This window comes from Candidatus Roizmanbacteria bacterium (assembly GCA_016699265.1).
GTDB lineage: Bacteria > Patescibacteriota > Microgenomatia > UBA1406 > GWC2-37-13 > CAZLQR01.
Genome location: CP064967.1, coordinates 249,243 through 268,255, shown reverse-complemented (window position 1 = coordinate 268,255; position 19,013 = coordinate 249,243). Strand labels below are relative to the sequence as shown.

Genomic DNA, 19,013 nt, shown 5'->3' with positions numbered 1-19,013 from the left:
TTCAGCTATGAAGACTAAATTTGTAATGTTGTCTCACTTCCAACACCACCCCCATCCAGCATCAAAACTGTTTCGCACCATTGAACTCCAAAATGTTTATAAAAACACAAAACGGATGGTGTTCAAACAGCCATCTATGGATCTTGGAGGTGGGGACGGCTATCTTAGCTCAATTTTATTCGACTCAAAATTTACTTATAATCTCGATAACGGTGAGGCGAATGATCTTCACGTAGCAAAGAGAACCAAACGATATAAAAAAATTTTGATTGAAAGCGCTGAGAAAATGTCTCTGAGATACGAATCGTTAAATTTCATATTTTCAAACTCAGTAATTGAACATATACCCGATAACGAAGCAGTTCTTCAGGAGGTAGCAAGAACTCTTAAAAAGGGGGGGGCATTTGTGTTCACATCACCATCTCATAATTTTAAGCACTATCTATGGCTTTCTAATGTTCTTGAGAGATCGGGACTTGGAATTTTAGGCAAGCTCTACCTTGAAAAGAGAAATAAGATGCTTAACCATTACCACACCTACTCTCACGCTACTTGGACCAAGAAGTTAAAAACACGGCTTAATTGTCAAAAAGCGACTATTATATTTCTAAAAACCTGCATGCTGTGGGATAAAATTGCATGGGAGGTGCGAATACGAGCAGTGTTTGATCGCAATGCTGAAAAGAATGTGTTTCTAAAATATAAAGAAGAAATTGAAAACGCAATTTTAGATGATCGTGTTGCAAACAATAAAGGGGCAAGCGTTTTTATATATGCAGTCAAAAAATAAAGCAAAAATATCTATCTGCATTCCCACCTACAACCGAGCAGATCTCCTAGCTCAAACCCTTCAGAGCGTAGCAAACCAAACTATAAAACCGTATGAAGTTATTGTAGTGGACAATAATTCAACCGATGGAACTTTAAAGGTTTGTAAGCACTACCAGAAGAAGTACGGAATTAAGTTTATTGTGAATAAAAAGAACATTGGAATGATCGGTAACTGGAACAAAGCAATCAGTCTGGCGAAGGGCGACTACATCTGCCTTCTACATAGTGACGATCTCATCGCACCAGACTGGCACGCAACATGGATCAAAACCATATCTAAGCACAAGGCGGCCTTTTATACCTCAGCAATAACTATAATCGATGACAAAAATGCTCCTCTTTTTACAGCTCATATATTCAACCATGATCGGTACATGAAGCAACCTGAAACGATGAAGTTATTTCTTCAGCAGCTGGCGCCTATGATCGCACCTTCCGGCGCTAGTATCTATCAAAAAAAGGTGTTTAGGGAAATCGGACTTTATGATCCTGCATATAAAACTGAAGCGGATGTGCCTCATTTTCTCAAACTTGTCTCTCGATATGACGTGTTCTATCGCGACAAAATTGTATTTGCTTGGCGCACACATGAGGCGCAAACCTTTGATAAAGCAAAAACGGTTAAATCGGTAGAAGGTGAACTTATACGCTTAGATAACTATTTCAAAATCATAGCCGGATACTATCAGTCTTTCTATAAAAACAATCTCGAATGGAAAATTTTTGTTCAAACTCACATGTTTATGGCTCTCAGTGCAATAAATCTACATCTCATCAAGGGCAAACTAAAAAAAGTAGTCGGATCTCATCGCCTAGCGAGAAGGCACTTTCCCACAGCTCTCACGACCACGAGTGATTGGATGAGATTTATAAACATTCAGTTTAAACTAGTTATACGCGCTCTTACTTTATCATTTATAAATAAGAGAGATAAAAATAGTCTTTCTTGGCTAAAAGATATTAATATTCCCAAAAAACTATGACTTCTTCTTCAAATCGATGGATTTTCCTCCTTGCAATAAGCTACCTTATGACGCTACTTATAAATGTGTATGCCGCTATTCTGCTTTTTGTTGTAACCATAATTATCTATGTTTTTGGCGTGATTCTTGAAAATCGTAAAAATAGAGTTTATTTTTTCTTTGCTGTTAGTTTAACCTGCGCACCTCTGCTGTTGACTAAATTTAGCTTTCTGAATATGTACTTAAAGGCAAACGTGCTTGGCACATTGGGATTATCATTCTATACATTGAAAGCACTCAGCTACATTATTGACATTTATCGGAATAAGCTGAAGCCAGAAAAACATTTTGGCTACTATGCGCTTTACATTGCCTTTGTTCCGCAACTTTTTGCAGGACCTATAGACCGTCCCTCAACTCTAATACCACAGTTAAAGAATCCTGTTGCCCTAACGGCCGGCCGTACTTACGAAGGGCTGATTAGAGTTTTGTGGGGATTGTTTCAGAAAATAGTTGTTGCAGACAGAGTTGCGATTGTGGTGAATAACATCTATCTTCAACCACAAAATTACATCGGCCTTCCCTTAATTTTGGCGATGGTTCTTTTCTCTGTTCAGATTTACGCTGACTTTTCTGGGTATTCTAACATCGCAATTGGCGCTGCACGGATGCTCGGCATAAATAGCACAGAAAATTTCAATCGACCATACCTTGCAAAATCACTACAGGATTTTTGGACTCGTTGGCACATCTCACTTTCATCATGGTTGCGTGACTATATCTACATTCCTCTTGGTGGCAACAGAGTGAATTTTGATCGGCAGTCGATAAATATACTCATTACATTTCTTGCAAGTGGTTTCTGGCATGGAAACGGCGTTACCTTCGTTGCGTGGGGCCTACTTCACGGTTTGGTACTTATTCTGAGCAATTTGCTAAAAAGTACAAGCTCCGTGACCGCATCGGACAGAGACTGGAACCAGTTATGGAAGTATTTTGCCAAAATCTATAACTTTTTAGCTGTGCCAATCACTTTCAGCTTAGTTACCGTATTATGGGTTTTTTTCCGCGCTCCATCACTAAACGATGCACTGTATATCGTTTCGCATTTTTATCGTGGTCTGGGCTCGGTACTGAAACTCCTTGCCGCCTTTAAATTTGAAGATTTTTGGCATCTTTTATACTCAGATGGTTATGGCATATCAGAAGATATATTTATCTCAACGCTCTTTACTGTTGCACTGTTTATCATTCTGAGTTTTTTATCGGAAATATACAAAATCAGCATTTGCATGATCGATCACCACTTCAACGTTGGACATTTTACTATGTTGTGGTGTTTATGATCTTGTTCTCCATTTTTTATAACACGCAATCAGTTAAGTTCATTTATACACGTTTCTAATATGGGAAAATTAATACTCAAAATCATTATTCTCATACTACCTTTTTTGCTTATTGTTATTTGGTGGGAACACGGACTACGACTCGTACCTACTAATTATTCCGTAAAACGAGATTTCTTCGAACCACAAAAAAAAGACGTCCAGACGCTTATTCTAGGATCATCCCATGCCTTTCATGGTATTAATCCTCGGTACCTCTCCAGCAAGGCATTTAATTTAGCCTATGCGAGTCAGTCGCTTTACTATGACAATGCGTTGCTTGAAAAATACATCGATTCTATGCCGAGTCTTAAAACCGTTTACCTTGAGGTTTCGTATTTTTCTCTGGAGTACTCACTGATGGATATTGATGAGGACTGGAGATCGATGTTCTATTACCATGCCTACGGAATTTCCACGGAGCGCAATAAACTCGACTGGGACATACGCAAGATTAGTCTTATTGAACTGTACAAAAAAGATCAGGCGCTCGCCTATATTTTTTCTGGTTTCAAAAATCCCGAAGTCACTTTACAAAAAAATGGATGGGATGCTTTAGGTAGTGGGGGATCCTGCGCAACTGGCCTTTCACGTGCAAAGTTTCATAGCTCGATAATGCACTCAAAAAATATCAAAGATAATGTTCAATATATTGAAAGCATTGCAACGATCCTTTCGCAAAAAAATATTAAACTCATCCTTGTCTCACCACCTATCTGCAGTTCCTACTTTACCAATATGGATCGAAACAAATATACCACTGATCAAAAAATCATTAAATCTGTAGCAAGTAAGTTTGGAGTTGAGTATCTTAATTATATGGATGATGTTAATTTCATAGATGAAGATTTTATTGACAGCGATCATCTAAGCATAGTTGGAGCCAAGAAATTCACCGAAAGCCTAGAAAAAAACACTAACTAGACACTTAATTGTATGAAACCTACCATAATCACACATAGAGGACTTCAACCTGCTCGAAAAGACCATCCATTTGAGCAGAGTCTTGAAGCGCTTAAGTTCCAGATAGGAAGAGGGTACGGTCTTGAGTTTGATCCCAGCTTCACTAAAGACCGATCTGTCGGTAAAAGCATTGTCGTAATGCATGACCCTACACTTAGTCGATTAACCGCTTCTAAAGATGACAGACTAGTCAGAGACGTTTCGTTTTTAGAAATAACTAAACTCAAACTTCCGGGTGGTTTCACCGTTCCGACGCTTGATCAAGTCCTAGAATTGATCGAGTCTCACTCTGTCGGAATCAGCGCCATGCATCTTAAGGGAATTTTTCAAGAAGGAACCGAAGACATTGACCTGATACTGGCACATCTTAAGAAGCACCCAGATGTTGTGGACCGGATTATGATTTTTGATGTCAAACCAGAGAATGCCCGCTATATGCTTGAAAAATCCCGACTTGATTCTTGCTCCTTCCGTAGCACATAACTATGACATAGAGCGCTATAACAGTTCGGTTGCGAGAACATTGATCTCTGTTGAAGAGGCATTAGAACTTGGCCCAAAAGGGGAGGGTCTATATAGGTGGATCTGGGGTGACGAGTGGGATCTTACAGACACCGATGGAGATTCCAAACAACTTTATACAAAAGAATTTTTTGCGACACTGCATGATTCGGGATATATGGTGGCAGTAGTAATGCCAGAACTTCATGCAACGTCACCGAGACTTAAAAGTGGAGAAGTTCATTCGGACGGGGCGTCAATGAAAACTGCTCTTAGGCGGGCTAAAGAAATTATAGCTAATGGCGCAGACGCACTATGCACAGACTACCCAGAAGAGTTACAGACTCTTATCAACGTTTCTCTATCACATGCTTATCTCCAATGACAGACGGTGTCTTAATGCAGGCTATTGAACCAGTCTCCATGCACTCAAAACTTGAGATGTCGCCTTTATTCAGCAATATTACATCATCTTTTTTTACTTTCCTACCATTAAATCTAAAGACACCAGAGACGATGATGGTTATCTCTTGAGCCTGCTTGTGAAGATGAGCGACATCTCGCTGTCCAGCTATGTAATGCTTAACACCAAACTCGAACGCAGAAGTTTTTATAATTGACGGATCAAAGTTTCCAACGACCCAACCTCCGATAAAGCGATTTAGTTTATACAACTTCATATTTAAGAACCTCCATATTACTTGGCCGATACTCGCTAATCTCTTTTTCGCTTATGTTTTCAAAGTGCTTTCTTGCCGCAATCATAACTCCCGTATGACCTATGACAAGAACCGTGTTTTCATTTCTCTCTCCTAACTCCTCCCAGAAAGGACAAAGCCTCTCGTAAAGCTGCTTATAGCTCTCTCCATCAGTGCCGTTGTACTGTCCAGGATGTATGTAGCTAAATCTGTTCTTATCCTTCTCTCGTTTGATCTGTGCGTACCCAACATCTTGTTTACTTTTCTCATCCCAGCTTCCATAGCAAATTTCTTTGAGCCTATCATCATACTTGACCTGCACGTTATGTGAGTGCATAAAACTTTCGGCTACGGTTACACACCGTTTAAGGGGACTCGAGTATATTTTTTCCAGTTTCAGCGAATCAAATTTCTTATGAAGTGTGCTGAGTTGAGCAAAGCCTTCTTCAGTTATAGGTGAGTCAGACAATCCTTGGAATATTCCTCGTAAGTTATAGACTGTTTGTGGGTGCCGAATGATATATATTATTCTAGACTTCATTTATTGTAATTGGATAGAAAATTTTCTAAATCCTTAGGTGTTCCCAAACCCCAAACCTCAGAAATTATAGCTACCTTTACCTTCAATCCTTTATCCAGCATGCGTTGGTACATAGGAGCCACATAAAACTCCATTTTACCTTCAGCACCGTACATCTCATTGATTCTGACAGCTTCTTCTGCGACAGAGAAAAACACCTTACTCTTTGCGAAATAATAAGCACCAATATTTGCATACGCTCCTTTTGCGGCAAGTGCTTCATCCTTTTCGCCCACGGCCAGGGCAAAATTATCCACGTCGGTTAGCGTATAGCTCCACTTCGGATCTTTGTCTACAACCTTAAAGACAGGAATTATTCCATCAACTTTATTTCTACTATTCGTAATTTCATTGACCAAATTCGTTCCATCAAAAAAATGATCGCTATCCGATATTATAATTTCCTCCTCTGGATCGACATATTTTTTCACCATTAGTACCGTCTCAACAGCACCTCTTGTTACCGCAGGTATCAAAACAACTGTAATATGTTCACCAAATATGTTTTTTAATGAAGCTGCGACACTATACTTGTCATCATGCTCCTGCTGGCAGACAAATATTAAGTCCTCTGGCTTAAACTCTAGTTTCTTCAATGAATCTAATGCCCACACTACCATTGGACGACCTTTAACATCAATTAGAGGTTTTGGCACTTGATATGCAGGATTCGTATCTGCCTCCGCCGCAAATCGAGAACCTCGTCCGGCCATTGGAACAATTACTTTCAAAGTCTCCTTTATAGTATCTCTCGAACTTTTCAACATCCTCAGGAGTTCCAAAACTCCACATCTCATCGACCTGAAATGCTTTATAACCCTTCCTTTGGATATGAGTTCATTATAAACCGGACAGACATAAAACTCGCCATTTACCATTAGGTTCTTTTTGATCATTTGGTCTGCTCCCCATACAAAGTCTTTCCCATGCCGGAAGTAGTAAAGCCCGACTGTTGCCTTATTCGTAATTACCTCCTTCTCAGCCGTTCTTATTACGACGTCTTTTTCGTTCGTCTCAACATAGCTCCATTTGGGATGTGTAGCTTGAAAATAGGGGATAATACCATCCGCTTTACCATGCCATTTTTTAGAAGATGCTCAAGATTTAACCTGAAAAGTTGGTCGGAGTTATAAATTATCAGTTCTTCAGATGAGTCAATCTCTTTACGAAGCAATAGTACTGTCTTGGCCGCGCCCTGAGGTATCTCCTCTACCGCCTTAATATGTGCATCTTTTCCTATGATGCCTTTTTATTACATCCCTGAGATTTGAATCGGTTGAATGTTGTTTAGAGATTATGAAAATAGCATCTCTCTCAAGATCGAGAAATCTCAAGGGATCCAATGCCCACTCAATCATGTAGCGGTTTCTTATTTTTATAAGTGGTTTTGGCGCAGTAATTCCTTCCTGAATAAACTTAGACCCGCGCCCTAACATTGGAATAATTATTTTCATAGTTATAAATTTTCTAAAACTCGCCGGCTAATCAATTGGTTTTTGTCCATTAGCAGTTTACGCTCTTCCATCAATTTTTTATTCACTTCGTAAGTCTTCTTAAAAAACATGTAGAGTTCCTTATATTTGCGATGACTTTTCATATCCGGCTTATATACCTGACTGAACTTAACCAGTTTAGCAGTCTGCTTAAGATTTTTATATACTCCGTCCTCGACTAATAAGATAAAAAGGGCTCCCATCGAGGTAGTTTCAGGGTCATCGCATACATAGACAGTTTTACCAGTAATATCAGCCCTAATCTTGCATGCTATACGACTTACCGTTAGCCCCCCCGACATTCTGATATTCTTAACCGGTACACCAATGTTTTCGATGTGCTTTATTATGTCGTTGACCATAAATCCAGATGCCTCAAATACGCTCCTCATAACATCCTTGCGTGTATGAAATCTCTCAAGCCCAAAAAATATACCACGAGTGGAATTATCGGAGAACGGTACTCGCTCACCAACAATATATGGAAGAAACAGTAAGCCATTTGCCCCAAGTAGAGACTCGCCGGCCTCTTCGGCCATTATGGTATATACATACTTGTCTGGATACGTATCCCCGTAAAACATTCCTTTTGACCACTCTAGTAAACCTCCGTCTATATTATTTGACCCTCCAACCATCCTAAAATCGTTGCACTGCTGCGATAAAAGACCAAATCGTCCTCTAACCACTTTTCGTGTAAATGTTCTTACAGAGCTCACAGTTCCACACACATTATTTGTGTCTCCCTCTGCCACAGCCCCCGATCCAACAAAAGCGCAAATCGCATCATATGAGGTGAGGACAACTTTCGTTTTATTTACGAAACCAAATTCTCTTTGGACCGAATCACTTACATTTCCTATTGCCGTACCAATGCGCACGACCGAAGGGAGTGCGTCTTTTGAGATCTTTAGGTAACGCAGAATCTCGGGTGGATAAATTTGCTTTTTTTGATCAAAATAAAACTTCTCGGCATTTAATGAATCTGTCACAAATTTGTCGGTTAACTTATAGACTAAGTAATCATTAGAACTTAGAAAGTATTTGGCCTTCTCAAAAATTTTTGGGTGATTATTTTTAATCCACAGCATTTTAGGAAACATAAATGCAGGAACTGCCAAATTATTTGAATTTGAGAATATTTTTTTTAGTAATACGCTTTTTTTCAAGATAGAAGATTCTTTAGTTGCTCTCTTGTCAGAGACTATTAATGAGTTAATCAATGGATTTCCGTTCTTATCAAGAACCACAAGACATGAAGCAGATGACGCAACTGATACAGATTGTAAATTTTCTAAGTATGAAGGATTTTTTTCAGACAGCTCCTTTAATAGCCTTTTGCACAAGACCCACCACTCCTCTGGATTCTGCTCAACCGTGCCGCCGTTAATTACGGTTTGTACTGGATACCAGTTTCGCTCTATAATGTGTGCAGCTTTGTCAAATAAGATTACCCTGATGCTACGAAGTCCAAGATTTATAACTAAATAGTATTTCATATGAAATCAATCGGATTTAAAGTATATATCATTTTTTTTGTTCTTCTAGCCTTATTTATCAACAGGGACATTCTTTTCAACGGACTTAATTATGGAAGACACTGGGACTGGACCTTTTACCCCCATCCAGATTTTTATAAAAACTACCTCCTGTCCTTTTTTTCTTCACTAAAACCCAACTCTTTAGGCTACTTTGATGTGGTAAGCACACCATTCTCTGAGTTCCTAATCAAAGGAGCTATCTATTCCGTTTTTCAGTTAAGCCAGCTACTTCAGCTCCCACAAGTAACAATACCGATACTAAACAAGGTCATGGTATTTGTGGTAATTCCAACCTTATCATCGATTGGAGTCTGGAAGTTGGCAGAAAAAATACTTAAAAATAACACGAAAGAGGATAGATTAACATTCTTGGTTACGGTATTCTTTGCCAACCTTCTATATACATTTTCCTTGACTTTGTTGTTTGATATGCATGGAGGCGCCCTCAATCGACTGATTAGTAGTTTTGTCACTCCGTGGTTTTTTTATTTTTATTACAGCTACATAACCGAGCAGAGAGTGAGACCTAGTTTATCCGCACTTCTTAAAATGTCGTCCTGCATGTTCTTTTTCGATCTTGCTAGTATTTTCTTTTTTGCAATTCTTGGCATCATAGGCATTACTCTTAAAAAACAATCTACAAAAACTAAATCCATTCATTTACTTACCTTTGGACTGCTTAGCTTACTGCAGAATGCGTACTGGCTGCATGCATTCTTTTTAGGCGACACCATAAGCTTTTCATCCATTCTAAGCGAGCGCAAAGCAGATCTCTCACCCCTCATGTACTTTTCCTCGAAGTACTTAGAGCTTTTCTTTCCATTCAATGCTCCACACGATCTTGTGAGAAGGGTCTTTAAAAATTATTTCTTTGTCTATCTTCCTTACCTAACTTTATTTTTAATGAGCTTCTACATGCTCCTGAAAACAAGACTGAGTTCGGAACATAAGAATCGAATGGCAATTTTAGGAACTGGATTTCTTGTCATTTCCCTGTTGGTAAATGGCTACTACAGTCTTATGAAAATACAGTTTGCACTGTATCAAATTCCTATACTTGGATTTATAAAAGGAGCCCAACGATATGTGCCAACCGCAATTGGATATATTGTATTTTTTTTCCTATGCATAAGGAGCGTTTCAGGAAAGCCTAGTAGGATCCAGAAGTATGGAATGTTCTTTGTTTCGGTTTACTATATCGGATTCTTACTTATACATCCTCCAATCGTTACTCAGGTTGTCAACGAAATAATTCCTGATGGCTATCTGAATCAGGACGTGGGTTCTACTTACAAATATGACTCGGGTAACTACGATATAGTCAAAAGAGAACAGCTAGACTTCAACATCCTTCCTATACCTTCGTGGTTTAGTCCATACTTCACAAACAATTCGTTTCCGAAAACATCTCAGGGCAGCAACACCGAAAATATTTTTTTTGGAAAAGGAATGCTTTATACAAATGGTGTCTCATTGTTTTCTTCTGATTTTTTTAACCAATTTCACTCAACTCCATCTCCTATCTTCTATGGTCTGGCTAATATTCGATACGTAATGTTCACACCCGCCGAGGCACCGTTAAACAACGCTGAAAATAACTTCACGAAGGATTGGGTAGAGTCCACACTTCCTGAGGAGAAGGACTTGATAGCAAAAAAATATGAATCAAACAGCCTCTACAAAATTCCAGACAAGTATTTTTACCCTAAAATTTATTTTCCACAAAATATTATTACAGGATCAGACGCTCAACAAGACGTTGCGAAGCTTATGAGCTATGCCGCAGAAAATGAGACCATAGCGGTTGTAGTACAACAGCAAAATGAGAATGAACTTTCTGAACTCTCTAAAATTAAGGTCTCCAAAAAATATTCCAACATACAGTACAGAAAACTTAGTCCATCAAAATATATTATTAAGGCCGATACTGACAAAGAATCTTTTATGCTTGTTGTAAGTACGGCATTTTACAAAAGGCTGGCGCCTCACACCCAAAGTCCCTTCAATTGAGTCTGTGAACCAAAATACAAAGTTCATATCAGATTCGCATTATGGCACTACTCAGAACAATAATCTTCCTGAAACTGAAACATCATTGCAAGACAAGGTACTTCCTGAAAAGAATCATTTTTTGTAAATGGGTACGCAAATGGTTGGCTCATCAGACCAAGGGACATTTGCAGGCAGAGAGCCTACTGCAAAAATAATTCTGACGGTACCGTAAGCATGGAGTTTGTAGCAGAATTCATGCCCCAGAGACTGTATGTCCAAATGCTTACACTAAGCATTCTGACAGGCATTATTTTATTGGTAGTTATAGTAAAAATAAAAACGATGAGTAGTATTTTCAACGAAATTTATTTCGGAAGTTTGCGCTAATTGCTAATTTGCTTCTAGTCCTTTTTTTGTCTCCTTTGTGCTGACTAAATTATCTGGTCCAAAAGTACCCACTGGGGGTGATAGAGTCACTCTACAACCAATTGAGGCCGACAAGAGTCGCATTAGCTACCCTTTTGTAAGGGTCATGCCAAAGGACCCACAATATCGAGCTATCTACGCACTTGAAAAGTTTAAGGTCTATAACGATGATGCAAATGAGCTGTTTCTAGCAAAAAAAAGGGTTGCAGAAATTCTGGAGTGGGGGAACACGTTTGAAATAGCCTACAGTCTACCTTCGGATCAATTTAGAAAAGATCCACTCATGCTTGTTTCATGGTGGGACCAAAAAGAAAAAAGATGGTATCTGCAGGATTCGCAGACTACCTTTAACTTCTGGGAGGTTGAGATAGCACGATACGCAAATCATATTCAGTCATATCTTAAATCTGGAAACCAAGATGAAGTAGAGTCATCCATTAAGAGGGGTCTATCTGTGCAACGTGACATTTTGGATGATATGTCAATTATTAATGGACATATCGATAAGATGCACTTGCCAGACTCTGATAAACGCTACCTACTAACAACCTCTACCTTGATCTTCGAGGAGCTTCTTAAAAAAACCAAAACTTTGGAGAGAGATGGACTAGGAATTCGCCAGTTCTACTCCGTACAGAAATCGGTAAGCGCAGACTCCAGCACTTTGGGAGATATTTATGTTGATCCTTTACAACTTTTTTCACCTATAGGCTTGACATTATCTACTGGCAATAAAAAATATCTGCCAATATACTCAGGGGATCCTACAAAATATCTAAAATTCAGTGACGTGTTACTTGCAGCCGGAGAGTCCGTCATAAGTTTAAATTACCCTCAGTCAAATAAGATAGCTGTTTCAAATTTCAAATTAAAAGAAGCGAATCACGTACGTATATATGAGCACAACTATGATATACCTCAACAAATACAGGGTTACCAATATTTGCTTGATTATGTTAACTATTCTTCCACGGTCAGACGTCTCACCTTAGTCAAAAACAGTACCTATATAAATGACTATTTGAACCGTCGAGAACCCAAGAAGGATATACAGTTCAGCGGGCCTATTATTTCATTCCATACGCCTCAGCAATTTACGAAAATACTTTCCCACGGTAATGAAAATATCGAGTCGGTCAAATTGAGGCTGGCCTATGACTACCCTAAAGACTCCCCAGAAGACTACTCCAACGACTTTGCAACTCTCACTCCAATTACCAAAACAGAGTTGATTTTAGTTAAGTCCAATACTGGGGTAGCGAGTTCACAAGGCATACTGTCGGCCACAGATGTGAAATGGTGGTCTTATGCAGTCTTCATTCTCAATATTTTTATTGCAACCTTACTCGGGTTCATGGTTTATCAAAAAAGGATCTACCGAGCGTTAAATGTGTTAGCGACAAGACACATCATCCCTCTATTTATAATTTTCGTAATTGGATTCATTACCGATACTTTTTTGTTAGCATATAACTTTGAAGCCGTAACCTACTCTCTGATTGTAGTTTGGATTTTATTCCTCTTTGGAAGTGGAGTAAATGGTCGCTTCCAGTTTGCTTTAGGTAGTATTCTTCTGGTTATAGGCGCGCTAACTTCCTCGTTTGGAATGATCAACATCGCCGAGAAGGCATCGGCTTGGTCTTCATATTTGTAGGTTTTGGAGTATTCCAATTGGTCCACCATGACGATAGAAAAACAACTATGAAATCACATCTAGTATCAAACCATCTGCCGTACATCCGACACATAGCAAAGCTTCTTAGACAGTACCTTGCATACTTATATAAGTTTATTAGCTGGAGTTTTGAACTTAGACCTCTCAACTTACGAGACGTCACGCGCAATTTCGCTGTAGCTCTAGCATATGGAATGATTGTTGTTGGACTATACATTGGAATTGGCTTTCTGCAGAACTATCTTCTGAGGCAAAGTTACGACCCTGTAATATATTCCCAACAACCATCGATAGTATATAATTCAACCAAAGTAGTCCTACATGGGAGACGATTTGGCTGGAATACTGATAAAAAAAGCACGTTGCAAGCAAATGGCAAACCACTGAACGTAAGCTTGTGGACTGATACGGAGATCGTTTTTGAGGTACCTTTAGATATAGCCGTTGGTAAGCTTTCGATAAGAATCGATAAACCGGTATTTTGGAATGGTAAAAACTCAGTTACCAGAAGTAACACAGCGACTTTGAGAGTAATATCCAGAACAAATGGATGGGATGAAGAAGATGATTTGTTCTTTAAACAATTAAAATCGCTGCCTTCAGAAGTAAGAAAAATTAATGGATATGAATAAATATTTTAAGCAACTCTCAATATGGCCCATTGTAGCGTTTCTTACATGCCTCTCTCTGATCTATCGACTTGTCGGCCTTCTGCAACAGACTCCATTCTGGGTGGATGAATTCAGCTCCGCAAATCAGGCCAAACTCATCTTAAATGATCTAGGTGGGGCAATGAGTTATTTTGGATTGACTATGGAACAAAATAATAGATTGGCACATCTTATTATTGCGGGATCCTTTAATTTGTTTGGTACCTCTGTATGGTCGGCAAAACTTCCGTTCGCTATTGTCGGATCTTTGATAGCTGCCATGATCTATCTACTTGCTAGTAAAGTGTCACACAAGGTTGCTGCATTTTCTGCCGGCCTACTTGCATCCTTATCTTATTTCTTCATTACTTGGTCAGTACAGGCTAGAAGCTACTCAATACTCCAACTTCTCACACTTACAACTATCTATAGCTATGAAAGGCTTACCAGTTCATCTAAGTTAAAGAAACGATACATGATAGCATTTCTAGTCAGCTTGTTTTTAGGAGTCGCTACACACTTTTTCTTCTACTTGTTGCTCGTATCACTGGTATTCCACTACATAATTTTCAATTATTCAGAAATTCGGTTTGTTATCAGTAGGAAGTCATTCTATCTTTGGATGTTTGGAACAGCTGCGGCATTGTATAACTTCCAGCTTTTCAAAGCGCTGAAGGATACCTATAGTAGCGGTGATATTTTGTCGAATAATGTTTGGTACTATCACTCCTTTCTCTGGAGAGAGTATGGCCTGATCTCATTTCTATGTTTAGTAGGACTAGTCCACCTGTTTATTAAAAATAAGAGAGTAGTGTCACTATTCTTGATCTACATCTTCGTGCATCTGATTTTTATTACGATGTTCTGGCAACCTTACTCAACTAGATATTTGCTTCCGATATTTAGTCTGTTTTTTATCGGAGCTGCAAACTCTATTTATCTACTGGCTCGATCATTATCAACTCGCTTTGCAGTTGTGCTTACACTATTACTCATTACTGCAATAATCGTAAATGGCGACAAGTTCGTCCTAAAGCCCAAGACCTATTACTCCGTAAATCATGACTTTAGGGAAATCGCTGTAATCGATTATGACAGCGTGTATAACTTGATCAAATCAAAGGGCAAACTTGAAAAAAAACAAACGGCCGTAATCGATACTTGGCACGATAGGCAATATTGGTATCTAGGAATGGATTTTCCTAATGGATACTTATTTAGGTGGATGGACGAGTCGGGATTGGTGAATGGACTTCCAAAGCATACAACCTTCAAAACAAATGGAAATGGCGAAAAGTATATACCTGATTCAAAAAATCTTCTGTTTGTGGGGTGAGCTTAAAGATCTTAAGATGGTAATGAAAAAGTATCCAAAAGGTTTTATTTTTATCGACGATTCGTCGTTGCCCAAGACGTAATCGACTATGCTGAAAGAAATCTCAAAAGGAGCTTTATCTGGATCACTATCCACTTGATGACAATCCGTACTCAGTCTGGCCTGCGACCCTATATAGTTGGGGAATAAAATAATATGAAAGTTTCTGCGATTATTGTCCACTGGAACACGCCGAATGAACTTAATAAACAAATAAGTCTCCTGAAGTCCACAAAAGAACTTGAGGTAATTATTATCGATAAAAATATCTGAAAAATCTATTAAGAACTTAGAATTAAGAAATAAAAACTTGAGAGTTGTTGAAAACAAACCGAATCTAGGTTTTGCAAAGGCCTGCAATCAAGGGCGACAATCTCAAAGGGGAGTGGTTGTTGTTTTTAAACCCTGACACTTTCTTAACCTCAGATGAGATCCTAAAATTTACCAAAATGTCGAAAGAAAAGCTTAGATGCTGCATCTCCGGAGCAGATAGGGGATAGCTACTTCAAGCCTGTCCCTACCTGGCTTAGTCTTTTGTCCGAATTCTCCCCCTCAGAAGAATCATTCCATTATCATCGTTTAAGAAACATACGTTATTTGGAGGATGTCTTCTAATGAGAGCGTCCGTACTAAAGGAGATCGGTGGTTGGGATGAAAAATTTTTCCTTTGGTTTGAGGATAGCGATCTCACCAAACGACTACTGGATGAAGGTTATAAAATCGGTTGGATCGAGGTTCCCCATAATCATGCGGGGGGTAGTTCCTTTAAACGATTGACGGAAGATAAGAGGAAAAGATTTTTTACCTCAATGAATCTTTACGCCAGCAAACACTTCGGTTTTTGGGCAAACTAGTTGTTAAATTTCTTACATTTCTAAATAAATGAAAGTCGCAATCATCGGTGCTGGAATAACAGGACTCTCAACAGCTCTCCTTCTGAGTAAGGAGGGTCATTCAGTAACTGTTTATGAAGCTTCTCCTGTCACCGGAGGACTTGGCACCTACGTTGAGGTTGGGAATAGCTCCATTGAGCGATTCTATCATCACTTTTTCCGATCTGATGTTCATGTCATTGAGCTGATTAATAAACTCGGAATAGGGGAGAAGCTTAAGTTTTATCCATCAAAGACCAGCATCCTGTACGAAGGGGTGACATATCCATTTTCTTCACCACTAGACCTACTCACATTCAAGCCACTACCCTTCATAGACCGACTCAGACTAGGACTCGCATTGGCAATTCTTAAATACTTACCCGTCAATATAAAAAAATTAGATACTATCTCTGCTAAAAGTTGGCTTATGACCTATGCCGGAGCCGAAGCATATAAAGTAATCTGGAAACCACTTCTTGTCGGGAAGTTTGCTAAATTTTCAGAAGATGTACCGGCAGCATGGCTGCGAGAGAATAAGAGACAGGTCCTTCGATTTGGGCTATCTTGATGGCGGATCAGAGACTCTTTTTAATGCTCTTGTTGGCGAACTTAAGAAACATAAGGTGTTGATAAATCTCAATACACCTGTGACCGGCGTCGAATCATATAAGGATAGTGTTGATCTTGAGGTCGGCGGAAAAAAAGTATCATTTGATAAGTGTCTTATTACCACTGTCTCTCCGGTTGCTACCAGACTCATTAAAAACAAATTACCATCAAAAATTAAGACCCTCCTAAACTCACAGGATCAGCTTGGCGCCGTCTGTCTACTTTTGGAGCTGTCACAACCTGTTCAAAATCAATACTGGATCAATGTCTGCCAGCAGAACGAACCGGTTCTTGTAATGGTCGAGCACACGAATCTTATCGACCGTAAGAACTATGGAAATAGATCGCTAGTTTACCTTGCCAACTATCTACATCGAGACAGTGCTCGCTACAAAGAGAGTGATGAGATGGTGGTACGATCCTATATATCAATTCTCAAAAAACTTAATCCACAGTTCAAAAATTCATGGATAAAGAAATCAACCATCTCTCGTGTTCCACGGGCACAGACCATCTTCGGGTTGGGCTCACTTCAAAATCGCCCCCCAATTCAGATTCTTCATAACATCTTTCTTGGGAACATAGACCAGATGTACCCACATGACCGCAACTTTAATCTTGCGGTGGAGCTATCAAAAAAAATTGCTAAAATGATTGTATGACCCCACTACGCAATAAAATGAACAATGTACTTGCTTCGAGGGGTACCCTACAAAGTGTGAATGTAGGAAATAGGTCGAAGCCATGCCTACCGGCAGGCAGGCTTGCTGATATCATTTATTTCGAAAGCGAAGTCCTATGAAGATACTTTCAGTTACCTCACTCGCACTTCCTGAGGTTAAGGTTATCCGATACCAAAGATTTACCGATGTGAGAGGTTACTTTACCGAATCTTTTAACCAGTCTGAGTTTAACTCAAACCCAGATCTATCTTTTTTGAAAAATGCGATGTTCATTCAGGTCAACGAAAGCTACTCAAAGCAAAACACCATTCGCGGCCTTCATTTTCAGTGGTCTCCTTACCAAGGCAAGCTCGTCAGAACGGTCTTTGGACACATGACCGATCTTGTCATGGACATTCGAAAAGGATCTCCTAACTTTGGCAAAATAATTGCCTACGATTTACCTGCGGATCATAGTCGAGACTATGGAGAACTGATCTGGATCCCTGTCGGATTTGCTCATGGAGGCTACTATCCTGAAGAGACACAGATCGAATATCTTTGCACAAGCAACTGGAACCCAAGCAACGAAGCTGGAATCTCGCCGATTACCACCGATATTGACTGGTCACTTTGCGACTCCGATCTTAAAAAAAAGTTTGAGGAGATTGCGAATGGAACTCATCTCATGAGCGATAAGGATAGAGATGGTTTCACTCTTAAAAAATGGTCTGACAATCCCAACTCGAACGAATTTATCTACGACGCAGTTTCTTCATAATTGGCGGGGTCAAGATTGACGACAGTCCAATATATAGATAGGGAAGCAGAATGATGAAGTACCTCTCATAAGCAGCCTGTATAGAAAGGTACCCAAGGTAGGTTACCGGAATGGTATATATGAGGGTAGCCGGCGACAGCCTTAGCTTTTCACGTAGAATACGTTTACAAGCAACTACAGCCGTTATACATAGTCCTATCGGCCATACTAAACTCCAGTACTGAGCTCTCAGTACCTCTTTCGCACCCCACCAACTTTTGAGATATCCTGTGGTAAAAAGTATGAGTGAGGCTCCATATACTGAGGAAACCGAGTGATGAAACCAATATTTGAGAGTCTTAAGCTCGAAGAATATGATGTTGAAAGCTCCACGCTGTGCAACAAACGATCTTAGATATACTAAGCAAAACATCACAGACCCTACGCCCAACTGGTATATAAATCTACGCAGGTTAAACTGTTTCCTCAACATGAGATAAGAATTGATAAATACGATAAAGAAAAGTGATCCTGCCCAAAATTTTGCGGTTAGTAACAGTCCAAGAACAATTCCTTGCAGCCAATATTTGTCTCTAAAGTAGACCGACGTGATGAGATAGAGCATTATAAGCACGCTCTGTCCAAGATCTAAAAGTGCCTGAGTTGAGAAGGAGATAAAGAGTCGGTCAAAAGAAAGTAAAACGACTGCGCCCATTGCTACGATCTTGCTTTCTGAGATACGTAGCGCCAAATAATAGGTGGACATTAACAATGCGACACTTAAGATTACCTGAACCAAATATGGATTGTCGGTAAGACGCGTCATAAACCCAAACATATACTTAATCAGGGGAGGGTGCTGAAAGTTGTAGTCAACAGGGTTTTCCCCCATAGCATAGAGGTATCCTGCAGCAATATGTATCTCATCATCTGATAAAAACAGTCGCTTACCATCAACCTCATGGGTTATGTCCTGAGACAGATAGTATCTGCCGATAAGATGAGGATCCATTCGGTAGACAAATGGATTTTGTC

20 protein-coding genes are annotated in these 19,013 nt (G+C 39.4%); 14 read left to right on the top strand and 6 right to left on the bottom strand.

The window, feature by feature from the left end; genetic code table 11:
- Positions 1-7: 7 nt before the first annotated feature.
- The 6 genes from IPH70_01530 to IPH70_01505 are packed head-to-tail and all read left to right on the top strand — an operon-like array spanning position 8 to position 5,027.
- Positions 8-790: a class I SAM-dependent methyltransferase gene (locus IPH70_01530; protein QQR64187.1), complete on the top strand. Its 783-nt coding sequence runs from the start codon at positions 8-10 to the stop codon at positions 788-790.
- Entirely contained in the window at positions 774-1,814 is a 1,041-nt protein-coding gene (locus IPH70_01525; GenBank protein QQR64186.1) for a glycosyltransferase family 2 protein, read from the top strand. Before IPH70_01530 ends, IPH70_01525 begins: the two co-directional genes overlap by 17 nt.
- Positions 1,811-3,139, top strand: a complete 1,329-nt coding sequence (locus tag IPH70_01520) for an MBOAT family protein (GenBank protein QQR64185.1) — start codon at positions 1,811-1,813, stop codon at positions 3,137-3,139. The genes IPH70_01525 and IPH70_01520 overlap by 4 nt, the downstream gene beginning before the upstream one ends.
- A 60-nt stretch (positions 3,140-3,199) precedes the next feature.
- Positions 3,200-4,102 (top strand): hypothetical protein, encoded by a 903-nt coding sequence (locus IPH70_01515; GenBank protein QQR64184.1) that lies wholly within the window; start codon positions 3,200-3,202, stop codon positions 4,100-4,102.
- Positions 4,103-4,114: 12 nt separating this feature from the next.
- The gene (locus IPH70_01510) at positions 4,115-4,624 is read left to right on the top strand and encodes a hypothetical protein (GenBank protein ID QQR64183.1); all 510 of its coding nucleotides are present in this window, start codon (positions 4,115-4,117) and stop codon (positions 4,622-4,624) included.
- Positions 4,581-5,027 (top strand): hypothetical protein, encoded by a 447-nt coding sequence (locus IPH70_01505; protein ID QQR64182.1) that lies wholly within the window; start codon positions 4,581-4,583, stop codon positions 5,025-5,027. The genes IPH70_01510 and IPH70_01505 overlap by 44 nt, the downstream gene beginning before the upstream one ends.
- On the opposite strand, the gene IPH70_01500 is transcribed toward IPH70_01505, so the two are convergent.
- From IPH70_01500 to IPH70_01480, 5 genes are all read right to left on the bottom strand, one after another.
- The gene (locus tag IPH70_01500) at positions 4,993-5,322 is read right to left on the bottom strand and encodes a hypothetical protein (protein QQR64181.1); all 330 of its coding nucleotides are present in this window, start codon (positions 5,320-5,322) and stop codon (positions 4,993-4,995) included. The genes IPH70_01505 and IPH70_01500 overlap by 35 nt on opposite strands.
- On the bottom strand, positions 5,309-5,881 hold the full coding sequence (locus IPH70_01495; GenBank protein QQR64180.1) for a histidine phosphatase family protein: 573 nt from the start codon (positions 5,879-5,881) through the stop codon (positions 5,309-5,311). Before IPH70_01495 ends, IPH70_01500 begins: the two co-directional genes overlap by 14 nt.
- Entirely contained in the window at positions 5,878-6,816 is a 939-nt protein-coding gene (locus tag IPH70_01490) for an NTP transferase domain-containing protein (protein ID QQR64179.1), read from the bottom strand. Before IPH70_01490 ends, IPH70_01495 begins: the two co-directional genes overlap by 4 nt.
- A 321-nt stretch (positions 6,817-7,137) precedes the next feature.
- Positions 7,138-7,374, bottom strand: a complete 237-nt coding sequence (locus IPH70_01485; GenBank protein ID QQR64178.1) for a hypothetical protein — start codon at positions 7,372-7,374, stop codon at positions 7,138-7,140.
- A gap of 2 nt (positions 7,375-7,376) precedes the next feature.
- Positions 7,377-8,912, bottom strand: a complete 1,536-nt coding sequence (locus IPH70_01480) for a hypothetical protein (GenBank protein QQR64177.1) — start codon at positions 8,910-8,912, stop codon at positions 7,377-7,379.
- On the opposite strand from IPH70_01480, the gene IPH70_01475 reads away from it, so the two are divergent.
- From IPH70_01475 to IPH70_01440, 8 genes are all read left to right on the top strand, one after another.
- Complete coding sequence (locus IPH70_01475) at positions 8,913-10,964, top strand: hypothetical protein (GenBank protein ID QQR64176.1); 2,052 nt, start codon at positions 8,913-8,915, stop codon at positions 10,962-10,964. It abuts the gene before it with no gap.
- Positions 10,965-11,478: 514 nt separating this feature from the next.
- Entirely contained in the window at positions 11,479-13,026 is a 1,548-nt protein-coding gene (locus IPH70_01470; protein ID QQR64175.1) for a hypothetical protein, read from the top strand.
- A 47-nt stretch (positions 13,027-13,073) separates the two neighbouring features.
- Positions 13,074-13,679 (top strand): IPT/TIG domain-containing protein, encoded by a 606-nt coding sequence (locus IPH70_01465; GenBank protein ID QQR64174.1) that lies wholly within the window; start codon positions 13,074-13,076, stop codon positions 13,677-13,679.
- The gene (locus tag IPH70_01460) at positions 13,672-15,033 is read left to right on the top strand and encodes a glycosyltransferase family 39 protein (protein ID QQR64173.1); all 1,362 of its coding nucleotides are present in this window, start codon (positions 13,672-13,674) and stop codon (positions 15,031-15,033) included. The genes IPH70_01465 and IPH70_01460 overlap by 8 nt, the downstream gene beginning before the upstream one ends.
- A 653-nt stretch (positions 15,034-15,686) precedes the next feature.
- Positions 15,687-15,926 carry a hypothetical protein gene (locus IPH70_01455; GenBank protein ID QQR64172.1) on the top strand — a complete coding sequence of 80 codons (240 nt, stop codon included), beginning with the start codon at positions 15,687-15,689 and terminating at the stop codon, positions 15,924-15,926.
- Between the two features lie 28 nt (positions 15,927-15,954).
- The gene (locus IPH70_01450; protein ID QQR64171.1) at positions 15,955-16,515 is read left to right on the top strand and encodes an FAD-dependent oxidoreductase; all 561 of its coding nucleotides are present in this window, start codon (positions 15,955-15,957) and stop codon (positions 16,513-16,515) included.
- Positions 16,502-17,218 (top strand): FAD-dependent oxidoreductase, encoded by a 717-nt coding sequence (locus IPH70_01445; GenBank protein QQR64170.1) that lies wholly within the window; start codon positions 16,502-16,504, stop codon positions 17,216-17,218. Before IPH70_01450 ends, IPH70_01445 begins: the two co-directional genes overlap by 14 nt.
- A 136-nt stretch (positions 17,219-17,354) precedes the next feature.
- On the top strand, positions 17,355-17,999 hold the full coding sequence (locus tag IPH70_01440; protein QQR64169.1) for a dTDP-4-dehydrorhamnose 3,5-epimerase family protein: 645 nt from the start codon (positions 17,355-17,357) through the stop codon (positions 17,997-17,999).
- On the opposite strand, the gene IPH70_01435 is transcribed toward IPH70_01440, so the two are convergent.
- The gene (locus IPH70_01435; GenBank protein ID QQR64168.1) at positions 17,974-18,990 is read right to left on the bottom strand and encodes a hypothetical protein; all 1,017 of its coding nucleotides are present in this window, start codon (positions 18,988-18,990) and stop codon (positions 17,974-17,976) included. The genes IPH70_01440 and IPH70_01435 overlap by 26 nt on opposite strands.
- Between the last annotated feature and the right edge of the window lie 23 nt (positions 18,991-19,013).

What these genes read in the sequence shown, in the direction of transcription:
- IPH70_01485 (QQR64178.1), bottom strand. Translation starts at nt 7,374, where the DNA reads ATGAAAATAATTATTCCAATGTTAGGGCGCGGGTCTAAGTTTATTCAG.
- IPH70_01525 (QQR64186.1), top strand. Translation starts at nt 774, where the DNA reads ATGCAGTCAAAAAATAAAGCAAAAATATCTATCTGCATTCCCACCTAC.
- IPH70_01530 (QQR64187.1), top strand. Translation starts at nt 8, where the DNA reads ATGAAGACTAAATTTGTAATGTTGTCTCACTTCCAACACCACCCCCAT.
- IPH70_01465 (QQR64174.1), top strand. Translation starts at nt 13,074, where the DNA reads ATGAAATCACATCTAGTATCAAACCATCTGCCGTACATCCGACACATA.
- IPH70_01510 (QQR64183.1), top strand. Translation starts at nt 4,115, where the DNA reads ATGAAACCTACCATAATCACACATAGAGGACTTCAACCTGCTCGAAAA.
- IPH70_01450 (QQR64171.1), top strand. Translation starts at nt 15,955, where the DNA reads ATGAAAGTCGCAATCATCGGTGCTGGAATAACAGGACTCTCAACAGCT.
- IPH70_01480 (QQR64177.1), bottom strand. Translation starts at nt 8,912, where the DNA reads ATGAAATACTATTTAGTTATAAATCTTGGACTTCGTAGCATCAGGGTA.
- IPH70_01500 (QQR64181.1), bottom strand. Translation starts at nt 5,322, where the DNA reads ATGAAGTTGTATAAACTAAATCGCTTTATCGGAGGTTGGGTCGTTGGA.
- IPH70_01435 (QQR64168.1), bottom strand. Translation starts at nt 18,990, where the DNA reads ATGGATCCTCATCTTATCGGCAGATACTATCTGTCTCAGGACATAACC.
- IPH70_01520 (QQR64185.1), top strand. Translation starts at nt 1,811, where the DNA reads ATGACTTCTTCTTCAAATCGATGGATTTTCCTCCTTGCAATAAGCTAC.
- IPH70_01455 (QQR64172.1), top strand. Translation starts at nt 15,687, where the DNA reads ATGAGAGCGTCCGTACTAAAGGAGATCGGTGGTTGGGATGAAAAATTT.
- IPH70_01490 (QQR64179.1), bottom strand. Translation starts at nt 6,816, where the DNA reads ATGATCAAAAAGAACCTAATGGTAAATGGCGAGTTTTATGTCTGTCCG.
- IPH70_01495 (QQR64180.1), bottom strand. Translation starts at nt 5,881, where the DNA reads ATGAAGTCTAGAATAATATATATCATTCGGCACCCACAAACAGTCTAT.
- IPH70_01460 (QQR64173.1), top strand. Translation starts at nt 13,672, where the DNA reads ATGAATAAATATTTTAAGCAACTCTCAATATGGCCCATTGTAGCGTTT.
- IPH70_01475 (QQR64176.1), top strand. Translation starts at nt 8,913, where the DNA reads ATGAAATCAATCGGATTTAAAGTATATATCATTTTTTTTGTTCTTCTA.
- IPH70_01440 (QQR64169.1), top strand. Translation starts at nt 17,355, where the DNA reads ATGAAGATACTTTCAGTTACCTCACTCGCACTTCCTGAGGTTAAGGTT.
- IPH70_01470 (QQR64175.1), top strand. Translation starts at nt 11,479, where the DNA reads ATGCCAAAGGACCCACAATATCGAGCTATCTACGCACTTGAAAAGTTT.
- IPH70_01515 (QQR64184.1), top strand. Translation starts at nt 3,200, where the DNA reads ATGGGAAAATTAATACTCAAAATCATTATTCTCATACTACCTTTTTTG.